The following is a 14806-nucleotide window of genomic DNA, read 5'->3' on the forward strand; positions in this document are numbered from 1 at the left end:
GACCATGAGCGGGGACGAAACCGGCGTCGTGATCGTCGACGCCGAACTGGCAGAAAAGGCAGCGCCGCTGGCGCAGCGGCTGGCCGCCGACGGCGCCGCTGCCAAGCTCGCCGCCAAGGACTCCACGCTGTGGGGTCCGGACGCCGAGTCCGAAGCGTCGATCCGATTGTCCTGGACGACGTTGCACAAGTCGTCGCGTCCGTTGATCGGGGAAATCGAAGCGCTGCGCGCCGAACTGCGCAGCGAGGGCGTGGACCGCGTGGTGCTCGCCGGCATGGGCGGCTCGTCGCTCGCGCCGGAGGTCATCACCGCCAGCGCCGGCGTCCCGCTCACGGTGCTCGACACGACCGACCCCGGCCAGGTGGCCGACGCGCTCGCGGGCGACCTCGAGCGCACGGTCATCGTGGTGTCGTCGAAATCCGGCGGCACCGTCGAGACCGACAGCCACCGCCGGATCTTCGCCAAGGCGTTCGCGGATGCCGGGATCGACGCGGCGCGGCGCATCGTCGTCGTCACCGATCCCGGCTCCCCGTTCTCCGAACTGGCGGAGAAAGAGGGCTACCGCAAGACCTTCCTGGCCGACCCGCACGTCGGCGGCCGCTACTCCGCGCTGACCGCGTTCGGCCTCGTGCCGGCCGGGCTCGCGGGCGCGGACGTCGCACGGCTGCTCGACCAGGCCGCGTCGGTGGCGGAAACGCTGGCTGAAGACACCGCGGAGAACCCGGCCGTGCAGCTGGCGGCGGCTTGGGGCGCGGCGCACGAAGCCGGTGCGGAGAAGGTCGTGCTGGCCGACACCGGTTCGGGGATCAAGGGTTTCCCGGACTGGGCGGAGCAGCTGATCGCCGAGTCCACCGGCAAGCTCGGCACCGGCCTGCTGCCGGTGGCCGTCGAGGGCCCGGACGCTCCCGGGTTCGCCGGCCACGGCAAGGACGCGACCGCGGTCGCGATCGGCCCGGCCGAGGGCGCGGCGCAGATCTCGGTGACCGGCCCGCTCGGCGCGCAGTTCCTGCTGTGGGAGTTCGCGACCGCGCTCGCCGGACGGCTGCTGGAGATCAACCCGTTCGACCAGCCGGACGTCGAGGCGGCCAAGAAGGCGGCTCGGGCGTTGCTGGACGACCCGGAGAAGCTGAAGGGCGGCGAGGCACCGGACACTGTGGACGGTGCGGTCGAAGTCTTTGGCAGCGAAGGGGTTTCCACCGAAGGCAAGCTCGCCGACGTGCTGCGCGCGTTCTTCGGTTCGGTGGCGGACGGCGGCTACATCGCAGTGCAGGCCTACCTCGACCGGCTGGACGACGCGTCGACTTCGTTGCTGCGCGGCGAAATCGCCAAGCGGACCGGTGTGCAGACCACGTTCGGCTGGGGCCCGCGCTTCCTGCACTCCACTGGGCAGTACCACAAGGGCGGCCACCAGAACGGCAGCTTCCTGCAGATCACCGGCGCGGTCGAGGACGACCTCGCGGTGCCGGACCGCCCGTACACGCTGGGGCAGCTCCAGCACGCACAGGCGCTCGGCGACGGCCAGGTGCTCGCCGAGCACGGGCGTCCGGTGCTGCGGCTGCACCTGACCGACCGCGCCGCCGGGCTCGCCGAACTCGTCCGCGCAGTACAGGAGGCCGCGCAGTGACCTGGCGCAACCCGCTGCGGGATCCGCGGGACAAGCGGCTGCCGCGGATCGCCGGGCCGTCGAGCCTGGTGATCTTCGGCGTCACCGGCGACCTGGCGCGCAAGAAGCTGATGCCCGCCATCTACGACCTCGCCCACCGCGGGCTGCTGCCCGCCGGGTTCTCGCTGGTCGGCTTCGCCCGCCGGGACTGGGAACACCAGGACTTCGGCGAGCTGGTGCACGATTCGGTGCGGGAGCACGCGCGGACGCCGTTCAAGGAGTCGGTGTGGAACCGGCTCGCCGAAGGAATCCGGTTCGTCCAGGGCACTTTCGACGACGACGACGCCTTCGACCGGCTGGCGAAGACCGTGCGCGAGCTGGACGAGGAACGCGGCACCGGCGGCAACACCGCGTTCTACCTGTCGATCCCGCCGGGCGCGTTCCCGGTGGTGACCAAGCAGCTGGCGCGCTCGGGCCTCGCGCAGGCCGACGAGAACACCTGGCGGCGCGTCGTCATCGAGAAGCCGTTCGGGCACGATCTGAAGAGCGCCAAGGAACTCAACGCGATCGTGAACGACGTCTTCCCCGAGGAGTCGGTGTTCCGCATCGACCACTACCTCGGCAAGGAGACGGTGCAGAACATCCTGGCGCTGCGGTTCGCGAACCAGCTGTTCGAGCCGATCTGGAACGCGAACTTCATCGACCACGTGCAGATCACCATGGCCGAGGACATCGGCCTCGGCGGCCGCGCGGGGTACTACGACGGGATCGGCGCGGCGCGCGACGTCATCCAGAACCACCTGCTGCAGCTGCTCGCCTTCACCGCGATGGACGAGCCGCTGTCGTTCGAGCCGAAGGCGCTGCGCTCGGAGAAGGCCAAGGTGCTGGCCGCGACCAAGCCGATGCTGCCGCTGGACCAGACCACCGCGCGCGGGCAGTACGCGGGCGGCTGGCAGGGCGGCACCAAGGTGCCGGGGCTGCTGCAGGAGGCCGGGTTCGCGAAGGACTCGACCACCGAGACCTATGCCGCGGTGACGCTGGAGGTGCAGAACCGCCGCTGGGCGGGCGTGCCGTTCTACCTGCGCACCGGCAAGCGGCTCGGCCGCCGGGTCACCGAGATCGCGGTCGTGTTCAAGCGCGCGCCGCACCTGCCGTTCGACTCCACCTCCACCGAGGAGCTGGGGCAGAACGCGCTGGTCATCCGCGTGCAGCCGGACGAGGGCATCACGCTGCGGTTCGGGTCGAAGGTGCCGGGGACCACGATGGAGGTCCGCGACGTCACGATGGACTTCGGCTACGGCCACGCGTTCACCGAATCGTCGCCGGAGGCCTACGAGCGGCTGATCCTGGACGTGCTGCTGGGCGAGCCGTCGCTGTTCCCGGTGAACGAGGAAGTCGAGCTGTCGTGGGAAATCCTCGACCCGGTGCTGTCGCACTGGGCGAAGCTCGGCACCGCGCCGGAGCAGTATCCGCCGGGCAGCTGGGGACCGAAGTCGGCTGACGAAATGCTGGAGCGTACTGGCAGGCACTGGAGGCGTCCGTGATCATCGACCTGCCGTCGACCACGACGTCGGCGCTGAACAAGAAACTGGTGGAGATCCGCGAGCAGGGCGGCCAGGTCGCGCTCGGCCGGGTGCTGACGCTGGTGATCGTCGCGGACGACGACGCCAAGCTCGAGGACGCCATCGAGGCCGCGAACGACGCGAGCCGGGAACACCCGTCGCGGGTGATCGTCGTGGCGAAGGGCGCGCGCACGGCCGCGCCGCGCATAGACGGCCAGATCCGCGTGGGCGGCGACGCCGGCGCGAGCGAGGTCATCGTGCTGCGGCTGTACGGCCCGCTGGCCGCGCAGGGGCAGAGCGCGGTCGTGCCGCTGCTGCTGCCGGACGCGCCGATCGTCACCTGGTGGCCGGGGGCCGGTCCGAAGGCCCCCGCGGAGGACCCGCTCGGCCAGCTGGCACAGCGGCGGATCACCGACTCGGCCGCGGAAAAGAGCCCGATAAGGTCGCTCACCACGCGCGCGAAGTCCTATGTGGAGGGTGACACCGACCTGGCGTGGACCCGGCTGACCCGCTGGCGGGCACAGCTGGTGTCGGCGCTGGACCTCCCGCCGTACGAGAAGATCACCAGCGCGACGGTGACCGGCGAGGCCGATTCGCCGTCCACCGAACTGCTCGCGGGCTGGCTCGCCGAGTACCTCAAGGCTCCCGTGCACCGGGTCAAGAGCTCGAGCGCGCAGGGCATCATCTCGGTGAAGCTGGAGCGGAAGTCGGGCGCGGTGGAACTGACGCGGCCGGACGGACGGGTCGGCACGCTGACCCAGCCGGGCCAGCCGACGCGGCGGATCGCGCTGCAGCGGCGCAGCAATCCGGAGTGCCTGGTGGAGGAACTGCGCCGGCTCGACCCGGACGAGATCTACGAGGCGGCCCTGCACGGGCTGCACAAGATCGCCGCGTCCGGCGGGGCCAAGCCCGCGGCCAAGACTCCGGCCAAGACTGCCGCCGCGAAGGCTCCGGCGAAGGTCCCGGCGAAGCCGAAGGCGACCAGCCGCAAGACGGCGGAAAAGAGCAGCACATGAGCCGGACCGAGGTCGTCGTCTACGAAAACCCGGACCTGCTCGCCGCGGCCGCCGCGGCCCGCCTGGTGACCCGGATCGTCGACGTGCAGGCGGCTCGCGGTGCGGCGTCGGTGGTCCTCACCGGCGGCGGCACCGGCATCGCCGTGCTGCGCGAACTGCGGGAGTCGAGCGCACGCGACGCGATCGACTGGTCGCGGCTGGACGTCTACTGGGGCGACGAGCGGTTCGTCCCGGCGGATTCGGACGAGCGCAACGAAAAGGGCGCGCGCGAAGCCCTGCTCGACCACGTGCCGCTGGCCCCGGAGCGAGTGCACGCGATGGCCCCGTCCGACGGCGAGTTCGGCGACGACGTCGACGCGGCCGCCGAGGCCTACGCAAAGGTCCTCTCCGACGCGGCGGGCCCCGGCGCGGACGTGCCGGAGTTCGACATCATGCTGCTGGGCCTCGGCGGCGAAGGCCACACGGCGTCGCTGTTCCCGGAAACCGCCGAGGTGCGCGAAACCCAGCGCTCGGTAGTGCCGGTGCGCGACTGCCCGAAGCCACCGCCGACGCGCGTATCGCTGACGCTGCCCGCCATCCGCCGCGCCCGCGAGGTGTGGCTGATGACCGCGGGCACCGCCAAGGCGGACGCGGTCGCGCAGGCCCTGGCCGGTGCGCCGGAAACGCAGATCCCGGTGTCGGGCGCCCGCGGCTACCGCCGGACGCTGTGGCTCCTGGACCGCGAGTCGGCCGGGAAGCTGACGAAGGTGTACCAGCCGCCTGCCGAGTAGACGGCTTTGCGGAAGGGCCCCTCGCGCTTGGCGCGGGGGGCCTTTTCGTTGCGGGGCAAGGGGGTTCGCGGGCGCGGCTCATGGGGTGGGTCGTGAGTGCCTATCCCGGTTCTAACCGCGATACCCACTCACGACCCGTCCTCCGCCCCGGTGAGCACCGCCGCCGTCGCCGCCAGGTGGTCGGTCAGCCGCCCCGCCGCCACGTCCGGGTCCCGGCTCAGCGCCGCGCGTTCCAGCTCCTCGTGCTGGGCCAGCACGTCCTCCACCGGCAGCCGGTGCGCCGGATGCACCGACCACCGCCGGGCCAGTTCGCTCGCCGTCCACATCCGGTCGAAGGTCTCCAGCAGCACCGCGTTCCCGCAGCCGTCGAGCAGCGTGCGGTGGAACAAGCGGTGCGCCTCCGCCCAAGCAGCGGAGTAGTAGCTGCCCTCGTCCGGCACATACATTCGCGTCCGGGCGAGCCGGTGCCCCGCCGCGCGCACCCGCGCCTCCCATTCCAGGTCCCCGCGCACGACGGACAGCCGCAGCACCCCGGGCTCGACCGTCCGGCGTGCCTCGAGGATGTCCTGCCACCGCTGATCGGCGAACGCGGGCACGGCGAACCCCCGGTTCGTCAGCCGCTCCGCCAGTCCTTCGCCGACCAGCCGGACCAGCGCCTCCCGCACCACGGCGAGGCTGACCTCGTACCGCGCCGCCAGCTCCTGCGGTTTCAGCGCCTGCCCCGGCTCGACCTCGCCGCGCATGATCGCGTCGCGGACCCGGTCGTAGATCTGCTCGGACAGCATCTGCTTCATGCTTCCAGGATAAGACGATCCGCGAAATCATCGATTATGAACGCCGCCGTCGATGACGGACCCGGCACCGGCCCTCGACTGCGCAGCGACACTTACGCCCCACCCGCACGGGTGATGTCTCCCCTGAACGCGTGGGCCCGGCCTGGACGCCGAACGGAGCAACTGACCCTCGGCCAAAAGGCGGCTCACCAGTATGTGGGAACCGCCGTATGGTGAACATAAGGTGATGTGATCGACACAAGGTGATGTCACGCGTGCATCCCTCACCCTTATGGAGCAGTTGTGGAGATTACAACACCACAAGAACCACTCTGGGTGAAACTTACCGCCAACACACACATTCCCGTTAGCATCCGCACATTTGTTGACCACCGCGCGTCCCGATCGGGTGGCCGGAGCATCTCATCACCAAGTCCACAAGACGAATGGGGTCGCCGCGATGAGCACTGAGGGACTCTCGATTCCTGGCATCTCGATGAGCAGCTCTGCCTCCGGAGCCGCTCGGCGGGACCGGCGCGCCAGCCTGACCGGGGCGTTCGCCGTGTTCCGGAAGCCCCTCGCCGCGACGATCGCGATCGAAGCGGTGGTCGTGCTGCTGGCGGTGCTCGACGTCTGGCTCGTGGTGCCGCCGAAGGCGCATCCCTACTCGCTTTACCTGTCGGCCGCCGCGTGCCTCGCGGTCGTGGTGCGGCGGCGGTTCCCGTTCCTGGCGGTACTCGCCGCGGTGCCGGGATTCCTCGCCGGATGGGCGCAGCTGGCGTCGATGCTCAACCTGGGCATGCTCGCGACGCGACGGCAGCTGCACTGGCAGACCTGGGTCGGCGCGGGACTGGTGTTCACCTGCCGGTTCGTGCGGTGGCCGCTGTCGGAGTTCGCGGAACTGAGCTGGCGCGAGCACGTGCTGGACGGCATCTACGGCGTGCTGGTGGCCGGAATGCCGATCGCGATCGGCCTGCTGATCGGAGCGCGCGCCGAGATCTCCGCGAAACTGCGCGAACTGGCGAAGAGCCGCGACCGCGAACGCCGCTTCCACGCCGACGCCGTCCGCGCCGAGGAACGCGCTCGGCTGGCCCGCGAGATGCACGACGTGGTGTCGCACCAGATCACGCTGATCGCCATGCAGGCCGGCGCGCTGCAGGCACAGGCGAAGGAAGGCCCGGCGCTGGAAACGGCGCAGGTCATCCGCCAGCTCTCGACGCGGACGCTGGAGGAGCTGCGCTCGCTGGTCAGCGTGCTGCGCTCCGGCTCGGGCGACGACGGCCCGCGGCCCGGGATCGGCGAACTGGACCACCTGATCCGCGAGTGCGACGTCCCGGTGCAGCTGACCGTCGAGCAGCTCCCGGACACCTTGCCGAGCCAGGTTTCGGCGGCGGCGTACCGGACGGTGCAGGAATGCCTGACGAACGTCCACAAGCACGCCCCCGGCGCGACGGCCACGATCCGCATCCACGCGGCGAGCGGCGCGCTGGACATCGAGGTCGAAAACGCCCGCGCCTGCCGCACCGGGGAGGCCTTCCCGTCCGGTGGCCACGGCCTCACCGGCCTCGCCGAACGGGCCCGGCTGCTGGGCGGAAGCTTCGAAACGTCGGGAACCGCGGACGGCGGTTTCCGCGTGCGGGCGCGGTATCCGCTGGACCGCTGAGCGACCGGAGCCGGGCGGGATAGTGGTCTGGACCGGTCAAGGTCGCTGGCCGCACCGCGTTTCCGGGCGGTCCGATCAGGACCGGAATCGGTCCAGACCACCCTGGATCGTCGCCGCTCCGCCGAATCGACGGGCCAGACGTGCCGCTGCGCCGCGGCCCGACGGCAAGCCGCACCGGACCGCAGCGCCTTCCCTGCCGACGCCGGGATTGGTCTGGACCGGTCAAGACCAATCCCGCGGATTCAGGCCGAAACGACCGGAACGGCCCCGTTTAAGCCCGCTGTCCGAATCAGACCGGTCGAAATCGCGCCCCACGCCTAGGCCGCGAACCGTGGAACCTGCCGCCCAGAGGTCCAGACCTCTCCACGCTGGCCGAAACACCCCGGACGGCACCCGGGGAGCCCGCCGTCCGAATCGGAGCGTCTCCGCCGAACTGAGCCGCCTGCCCGGCAGAGGTCTGGACCTGTCCCCCACGCCGACAGCACCGCGCCGCCTCCACCGGACCGAGCCGCCGCCCCGGAAGAGGCCTGGACCTGTCCTCCGCCAGCGGCACCGCAGCGCGAACCGGAGCGTCTCCGCCGGACCGAGCCGCCCACTCAGCAGAGGTCTGAACCTATCCCCTGCCAGCTGCACCGCAGCGTCTCGGCCGGACCGAGCCGCCCTCGTGGTCTGAACCTGTCCCACCCGGTCCAGACCACCCCCGGGAACTAAAAAACCACCGGCCCTCGTCCTCGCGGACGGGAAGCCGGTGGTCCCGGAGAAAAACCGTGCCTCAGATCAATTCGCGGCGCTGGCGGAGACGCTCGAGCGCTTCGGCGAGGATGGCCTCGCCGTCGGCGTCGCTGCGGCGTTCCTTCACGTAAGCCAGATGCGTCTTGTACGGCTCGGTACGGGGCGCGGCGGGCGGATTCTGCTCGTTCTGCCCGCCGGGAAGCCCGCAGCGCGGGCAATCCCATTCTTCGGGGACCTCCGCGTCCATCGCGAACGACGGGCGGGCCTCGTGCCCGTTCGCACACCAATAGGACACCCGGCGCCGTGGCGCCGATTCACCCCGCTCCGATTCGCCCGAAGGACCGGCACCCACGCGGGTGCCGCGAATCGCGTTACCGCCAACCATGAATCCTCACCCGTTGGAATCGGCGGCGCGCCCCCCAATAGGCACGCCGATCGCAAGTCCCCTTCCGGGGACCCGGTCAGACCTTGAGCAGGAGGCCGAGACCCACGATGCTGATCAGCCAGATGGCTCCGAGCAGCAGCGTGATCCGGTCGAGGTTCTTCTCGGCGACGCTGGACCCCGCGAGACTCGACTGCATCCCGCCGCCGAACAGGGACGACAGGCCGCCGCCCCGGCCGCGGTGCAGCAGCACGGCCACCACCAGCAGGACGCTGGAGGCGATCAACAGGATTTGCAGGAACAGCTTCATGTCATCCTCTGTGCTTGTCGGAGCATGCAGGGGTACGGCCGGACCCGCACAGCGTGCGGATCTTCACCGTACCCCTGGACTCGTCCACTGCTCTAGTGACGGACCGAACACACAGGCTACCCGGTAGTGCCCACGATCAGGGCAGCGGGCCACCGGCGGCGAGCGCGCAGAGCTTGGTGAACTCCTCGCCGTCCAGGCTCGCGCCGCCGACCAGCGCGCCGTCGATGTTGTCCGAGCCCACCAGCTCGGCGACGTTCCCGGACTTCACCGAGCCGCCGTAGAGCACCCGGACCGCGGTGGCGACCTCGTCGCCGTACTTCTCCGACAGCGTCCCGCGCAGGGACTTGCAGACCTCTTCGGCGTCCGAGGCGGTCGCGACCTTGCCGGTGCCGATGGCCCACACCGGCTCGTACGCGATCACGACCGACTGCACCTGCTCGGCCTTGAGCCCCTTGAGGGCCTCGACGAGCTGGTTCCGGGTGTGCTCGAGGTGCTCGCCCGCCTCGCGGATCTCGAGTTCCTCGCCCACGCACAGGATCGGCGTGATGCCGTGCTTGAGCGCGGCCTTGACCTTCTTGTTCACGATCTCGTCGGTCTCGCCGTGGATCGCGCGCCGCTCCGAGTGGCCGACGGTGACGAAGCCGCAGCCCAGCTTCGCCAGCATCGGGCCGGAGATGTCGCCGGTGAACGCGCCCGAGTCCTGCGGCGACAGGTCCTGCGCGCCGTAGGTGAGCGGGAGCTTGTCGGCGTCGATGAGCGTCTGCACGCTGCGGATGTCGGTGAACGGCGGCAGCACGGCCACGTCCACCTTCGCGTAGTACTTCTCCGGCAGCGCGAAGGCGATCTTCTGCACCAAGGCGATGGCCTCGAGGTGGTTGAGGTTCATCTTCCAGTTGCCTGCCACCAGGGGCTTGCGTGCCACTTAGTTCTTCCCCTCCAGCGCCGCCACGCCGGGCAGCTCCTTGCCTTCCAGGTACTCCAGCGAAGCGCCGCCGCCGGTGGAGATGTGCGAGAAGCCGTCCTCGGGGAGGCCGAGCTGCCGCACCGCGGCGGCCGAATCGCCGCCGCCGACCACGGTGAACGCGTCGCTCTTCACGAGCGCCTCGGCCACCGCGCGGGTGCCGCCGGCGAACGCTTCGAACTCGAAGACGCCCATCGGGCCGTTCCAGAAGACGGTCGCCGCGTCGGCGAGCTTCCGCGCGAACAGCTCGGCGCTGCGCGGGCCGATGTCCAGGCCCATGCGGTCGGCCGGGATGGCGGTGACGTCGACGGCCTCGTGCGCCGCGTCGGCGGCGAAGCCCTCCGCAGCCAGGACGTCGACCGGCAGCACCAGTTCGACGCCGCGCTTCTCGGCCTCGGCGAGGAAGCCCTTGACCTGGTCGAGCTGGTCTTCCTGCAGCAGTGACGTGCCGACCTCGTAGCCCTTGGCCTTGAGGAACGTGTACGCCATGCCGCCGCCGATGAGCAGCCGGTCCACCTTGGTGAGCAGGTTCGCGATGACGCCGAGCTTGTCGGACACCTTCGAGCCGCCGAGCGCGACCACGTACGGCCGCTTGACGTCGTCGGTGAGCTTCTTCAGCACGTCCAGCTCGGCCAGCACGAGGCCGCCCGCGTACGCCGGGAGCACCGCGGCGATCTCGTAGACCGAGGCTTGCTTGCGGTGCACGACGCCGAAGCCGTCGGAGACGAACGCCCCGCCCGGCGTCAGCGCGGCCAGCTCGGCCGCCAGCTCGGACCGGTCGACCGCGTCCTTGCTGGTCTCGCGCGCGTCGAAGCGCACGTTCTCCAGCAGCACGACGCTGCCGTCGGCCAGCCCGGCCGTGAGCGCCTTCGCCGACTCGCCGACGAGGTCGCCGGCCAGCGGGACCTCGGCGCCGAGCAGCTCGCCCAGCCGCCGCGCGACCGGCGCGAGCGTGAACTTCGGGTCCGGCTCGCCCTTGGGGCGGCCGAGGTGCGCGGCGACGACGACCTTCGCGCCCGCCTCGGCGAGCTTCTTGATCGTCGGCAGCGCGGCCCGGACCCGGCCGTCGTCGGTGATGGCCGACCCGTCGAGCGGGACGTTCAGGTCGCTGCGCACCAGCACGTAGCGGCCTTGAACGCCCTCGCTCAGCAGGTCGTCGAGGTTTTTGACGCTCATCCGGTTCAGAGCTTCGAGCCGACGAGCTTGATCAGGTCGGCGAGGCGGTTGGAGTAGCCCCACTCGTTGTCGTACCAGCCGACGACCTTGACCTGGTCGCCGATCACCTTGGTGAGCGGCGAGTCGTAGATGCAGGACGCCGGGTCGGTGACGATGTCCGAGGACACGATCGGGTCGACCGAGTACTTCAGGATGCCGGCCAGCGGACCCTCGGCGGCGGCCTTGTAGGCGGCGTTGATCTCCTCGACCGTGGCCGACTTCTTCAGGGTCACGGTGAGGTCGGTGGCCGAGCCGGTCGGGACCGGGACGCGCAGCGCGTAGCCGTCCAGCTTGCCGAGCAGCTCCGGCAGCACGAGGCCGATCGCCTTGGCCGCGCCAGTGGAGGCCGGGACGACGTTCAGGGCGGCGGCGCGGGCGCGGCGCAGGTCCTTGTGCGGGCCGTCCTGCAGGTTCTGGTCCTGCGTGTAGGCGTGGATCGTGGTCATCAGGCCCTGCTCGATGCCGAAGGCGTCGTTGAGGACCTTGGCCAGCGGGCCGAGGCAGTTGGTGGTGCAGGACGCGTTCGAGATGATCGTCTGCGAGCCGTCGTACTTGTCGTCGTTGACGCCGAGGACGACGGTCAGGTCCTCGCCCTTGGCGGGCGCGGAGATGATGACCTTCTTCGCGCCGCCGGCGATGTGCGCCTTGGCGGCGTCGGCGTTGGTGAAGAAGCCGGTCGACTCGACGACGACGTCCACGCCCAGGTCGCCCCAGGGCAGGTTGGCCGGGTCGCGCTCGGCGAGGGCCTTGATGGTCTTGCCGTCGACGACGATGCCCTCGTCGGACACGCTGACCTCGCCCGGGAAGCGGCCGAGGATCGAGTCGTACTTGAGCAGGTGGGCCATGGTGGCGACGTCGCCGAGGTCGTTGAACGCGACGACCTCGATGTCGTGACCACTCGCCTTCACGGCACGGAAGAAGTTGCGGCCGATCCGGCCGAAGCCGTTGACACCTACGCGAACGGTCACTGCTGCCACTCCTCTGGTGTTGATCACGGCGGCGGCGCACCGGCCGCCTGCCGCCTGAAGTTGGACACTGCGAAAGTCCCCCGGGGCGCCCGCCCCGGACGGCTCCCGCCGCTTCCGGAATCGGTGCAACCCTAGCGTGCGGGCGCCGTTGCCCCGGACTGCCCTGACGAGACTTCCACCACTGCCGGGAGACGTCAAGAATCGATTAAGAACCCAGCTCAGCCGGGTGAGGGACGGAAACGGGGCGCGGGCTCCCCCTGCCTCCGGGGGCGGGACCGGACCAGTGGCTTGATCGGTCTTGGTGCCCCGGTTCACGCTGTCGGGCGGGTGGTCCCGGGCGGACGGAGCGGGTTCGGTGGGCCGAGGGGTGCGGCGGGCGGGTTCGCAGGCGAACGGGGCCGGGCTGAGGTCAGCCGCGCCGGGAAGCCACGACACGCCAGTCCGCACGCGAACACGAGACCAGCGACATCCGCCCGAGGCCAGCCGCACCGGAAAACCACGACACGCCAGTCCGCACGCGAACACGAGACCAGCGACATCCGCCCGAGGCCAGCCGCACCGGAAAACCACGACACGCGAGTCCGCAGGCGCAAGCGAGGTCAGCGGGTTGGAGCCGAAGACGGGAGCGAATCCATTGCCGTCCCCGCTCCGCTCGCGAGGGCAGCTATCCGGCCAGCTCCTTCTCCGCCGGGGTCCGGAATTTCGGCACCACTCGCGCCTCCCCCAGCCATTCGCTCAGCCGGGCGGCTTCGGCGTCCACCGCGGCGGTCTTTTCGGCTCCGATGTCCTCCAGCAGGCGCACCGCGACCTCTCCCGACGGGCGCTGGGCCCACGCTCCGACGATCCGGCCGTCGCTCCAGACTGTCGGGCCGATGTTGCCGCTGCGGTCGAACAGGGCAGGGCGGTGCGGGCCGACGTACCAGTCCCGGGACTGCCAGCCCATCGCGGTCGGATCGAGGGCCGGGAGGAGAGCGATCCAGGGGTCGGGAGCGGCGACCGGAGTCAGGTCGTCGGGCAGGGCGATCGCTGGTTCGCCGTCCAGGTCGACCTCGGCGGGGGCGACGGCGGTCAGGGCTTTCTTCGTTTGGCCTGCGGTCCAGCCGGTCCACCAGCGGAGGTCGGCGACCGGGGCGGGGCCGAAGGCGTGCAGCCAGCGCCGGGCCAGGGCGGCTCGGGCTTCGTCTTCGGAGAGGCCTGGCCAGTCGGAGGGAACGGAATTTGAGCGGCCATCAGCACTTTCCGCCAGCCAATCGGTCAGCGGGGACCAGTGGTACTGCGTGCTTTGCCAGCTCCCCCGCGGGCGGCCCCGGACGATCTGGCCCTCGGCGGCCAGCTGGAACAGCACCCGGCTCGTGACGTTGCCGATCGACTCGTACGGCTTTCCCTTCGCCATCAGCAGTTGCTGGCGCAGCCTCGGTTCGTCGTCCGCCAGCTGCTGGGCGGTTGCCGATCCCCTGGCGCGCAAGGCTTTTTCCACGCTCGCCATGACCTCGTCCAGCCATTCGCCCGGACGCGGGACATTCTCCGGATGGCCTTGGCTGCCCAGGTGCTTTTCCAGCAAACGGCGCTGGCGGGCGGCGATGTCGTAGGAGCACGCAGCTTGCACCACACCGGCGGTAGCAACATCGGTGACGAAAACGGTGCGCCGCATGCCTAACAGGCGCACGAGGGTCCGTCGGGAGTACAGGGCGTCTTCGACGTCAGCAACGGAAACCGCACGCACGCGCGACCATGCGGACAGGTACACCGAGGCCGGGTCGGTGGCGTGCAGCGCGACGACGCCGTCGACTGCTTCCTCGACGGTCGTCGCCCGTGCCGCGAGGTGGTGGCGGACGCCGAGGCGGGCTCGGCGTTGGGCGAGGGTCATCTTCACGGCTCGATTTCTACCAGGAGGGTCCGACAGAAATCGTGTTCGCGCTGGTCAGGCGGCAGAACTCGCGAGCATGGCCGAGCGCACCAAGGTCCGGAACCAGAGATGGGCGGGGTCGGCCGCGGTCCGGGGGTGCCAGGCGAGGCCCAGCTCGACGGGCGGCAGGTCCAGCGGGATGGGGAAGGTGCGCAGGCCCAAAGCAGCCAGGAACGAGTCCAGCCAGCCGGCGACGCCGATCGTCACCAGGTCGCTTTCGCTCGCCAGCACCAGGGCGCTCGGGTGGCCGGGGACGACCGCGGCGACCCGGCGGTGCAGGCCCAGCTGAGCGAGGGCGGCGTCGATCGGGCCTTGTTGCTTGCCTCGGCGGGAGATGCCGACGTGTTCGGCGGCGGCGAAGCGGGCCGGGGTGATCGGGGCGGTGAAGAGTGGATTCTCTTGCCGCGCAACGCCTAGCACGGTCGAGCGCAGCAGCGGTTCGGTGCGGGTTTCCGGGTCGTGATGGCCGGCGGCGCCGATCTCCAGGTCTACCCGGCCGTCGCGTAACGCCCCGCTGTCCTCTGTGGACTCTGGCAGGAAGATGACCTCGACGTGCGGCGCTTCGGCGCGGAGGCGGGCGGTCAGGGAGCCAGCGAGGCCGCTCACGACCAGGTCCGCGGCTTGGACGGTGAAGGTGCGGCGCAGGTCGGCGGGGGTGAAACCGGGGCCGGGGCCCAGGATGCGGTCGGCGCGGTGCACCAGGGCGGTGACTTCGTCCTTCAGTGCCAGGGCGCGTGGGGTCGGGACCAGGCCTTGGCCCGCGCGCACCAGGAGCGGGTCGCCGGCGGCGCGGCGCAGCTTGGCGAGGGTGCGGCTGACCGCGGCAGGCGAGCTGCCCAGTCTGGCGGCGGCGCGCGTGACGCTGCCTTCCTGCAGCAGTACGTCCAGCACGCGCAAGAGGTTGAGGTCCATGGCCGTCCCGGAAGGTTTGCGTTCAGCGGAAGG

Annotated in this window: 13 protein-coding genes; 5 read left to right on the plus strand and 8 right to left on the minus strand. The window is 70.7% G+C overall.

Translation table 11 applies throughout. From position 1 onward, the window contains the following. Positions 1–4 precede the first annotated feature (4 nt). From ACFSVL_RS30855 to pgl, 4 genes are read left to right on the plus strand one after another with little or no spacing between them, the layout of a single operon-like run. Positions 5–1624: a glucose-6-phosphate isomerase gene (locus tag ACFSVL_RS30855; RefSeq protein ID WP_378309078.1), complete on the plus strand. Its 1620-nt coding sequence runs from the start codon at positions 5–7 to the stop codon at positions 1622–1624. Next, on the plus strand, positions 1621–3147 hold the full coding sequence (gene zwf / locus ACFSVL_RS30860; RefSeq protein WP_378309079.1) for a glucose-6-phosphate dehydrogenase: 1527 nt from the start codon (positions 1621–1623) through the stop codon (positions 3145–3147). The genes ACFSVL_RS30855 and zwf overlap by 4 nt, the downstream gene beginning before the upstream one ends. Then, positions 3144–4181, plus strand: coding sequence for a glucose-6-phosphate dehydrogenase assembly protein OpcA (gene opcA, locus ACFSVL_RS30865; RefSeq protein WP_378309080.1), 1038 nt, complete (start codon positions 3144–3146; stop codon positions 4179–4181). Before zwf ends, opcA begins: the two co-directional genes overlap by 4 nt. Continuing rightward, the gene (gene pgl / locus ACFSVL_RS30870; protein ID WP_378309081.1) at positions 4178–4951 is read left to right on the plus strand and encodes a 6-phosphogluconolactonase; all 774 of its coding nucleotides are present in this window, start codon (positions 4178–4180) and stop codon (positions 4949–4951) included. Before opcA ends, pgl begins: the two co-directional genes overlap by 4 nt. Positions 4952–5079: 128 nt before the next feature. On the opposite strand, the gene ACFSVL_RS30875 is transcribed toward pgl, so the two are convergent. Beyond that, the gene (locus ACFSVL_RS30875; RefSeq protein WP_378309237.1) at positions 5080–5736 is read right to left on the minus strand and encodes a GntR family transcriptional regulator; all 657 of its coding nucleotides are present in this window, start codon (positions 5734–5736) and stop codon (positions 5080–5082) included. A gap of 448 nt (positions 5737–6184) precedes the next feature. Here ACFSVL_RS30875 and ACFSVL_RS30880 point away from each other — a divergent pair, with 448 nt between their 5' ends. Continuing rightward, positions 6185–7387, plus strand: a complete 1203-nt coding sequence (locus tag ACFSVL_RS30880) for a sensor histidine kinase (RefSeq protein ID WP_378309082.1) — start codon at positions 6185–6187, stop codon at positions 7385–7387. A 772-nt stretch (positions 7388–8159) separates the two neighbouring features. Here the strand turns inward: ACFSVL_RS30880 and ACFSVL_RS30885 are convergent. The 7 genes from ACFSVL_RS30885 to ACFSVL_RS30915 all read right to left on the minus strand — a co-directional run bounded on the left by ACFSVL_RS30885 (position 8160) and on the right by ACFSVL_RS30915 (position 14773). Continuing rightward, positions 8160–8504 carry an RNA polymerase-binding protein RbpA gene (locus tag ACFSVL_RS30885; protein WP_344267249.1) on the minus strand — a complete coding sequence of 115 codons (345 nt, stop codon included), beginning with the start codon at positions 8502–8504 and terminating at the stop codon, positions 8160–8162. 76 nt (positions 8505–8580) lie between these two features. Continuing rightward, complete coding sequence (gene secG, locus ACFSVL_RS30890) at positions 8581–8811, minus strand: preprotein translocase subunit SecG (protein ID WP_033292761.1); 231 nt, start codon at positions 8809–8811, stop codon at positions 8581–8583. Positions 8812–8947: 136 nt separating this feature from the next. Then, on the minus strand, positions 8948–9733 hold the full coding sequence (gene tpiA / locus ACFSVL_RS30895) for a triose-phosphate isomerase (protein ID WP_378309083.1): 786 nt from the start codon (positions 9731–9733) through the stop codon (positions 8948–8950). Continuing rightward, complete coding sequence (locus tag ACFSVL_RS30900) at positions 9734–10948, minus strand: phosphoglycerate kinase (RefSeq protein WP_378309084.1); 1215 nt, start codon at positions 10946–10948, stop codon at positions 9734–9736. A 5-nt stretch (positions 10949–10953) separates the two neighbouring features. After that, positions 10954–11955, minus strand: coding sequence for a type I glyceraldehyde-3-phosphate dehydrogenase (gene gap, locus ACFSVL_RS30905; RefSeq protein ID WP_037814640.1), 1002 nt, complete (start codon positions 11953–11955; stop codon positions 10954–10956). A 664-nt stretch (positions 11956–12619) separates the two neighbouring features. Beyond that, a complete protein-coding gene (locus ACFSVL_RS30910) occupies positions 12620–13822 on the minus strand; it encodes a winged helix DNA-binding domain-containing protein (protein ID WP_378309239.1) in 1203 nt (400 codons plus the stop codon). Positions 13823–13876: 54 nt separating this feature from the next. Next, positions 13877–14773 carry a LysR family transcriptional regulator gene (locus tag ACFSVL_RS30915; RefSeq protein WP_378309085.1) on the minus strand — a complete coding sequence of 299 codons (897 nt, stop codon included), beginning with the start codon at positions 14771–14773 and terminating at the stop codon, positions 13877–13879. Positions 14774–14806 lie beyond the last annotated feature (33 nt).

The sequence above is a fragment of the Amycolatopsis silviterrae genome (genome assembly GCF_042684085.1).
GTDB lineage: Bacteria > Actinomycetota > Actinomycetes > Mycobacteriales > Pseudonocardiaceae > Amycolatopsis > Amycolatopsis silviterrae.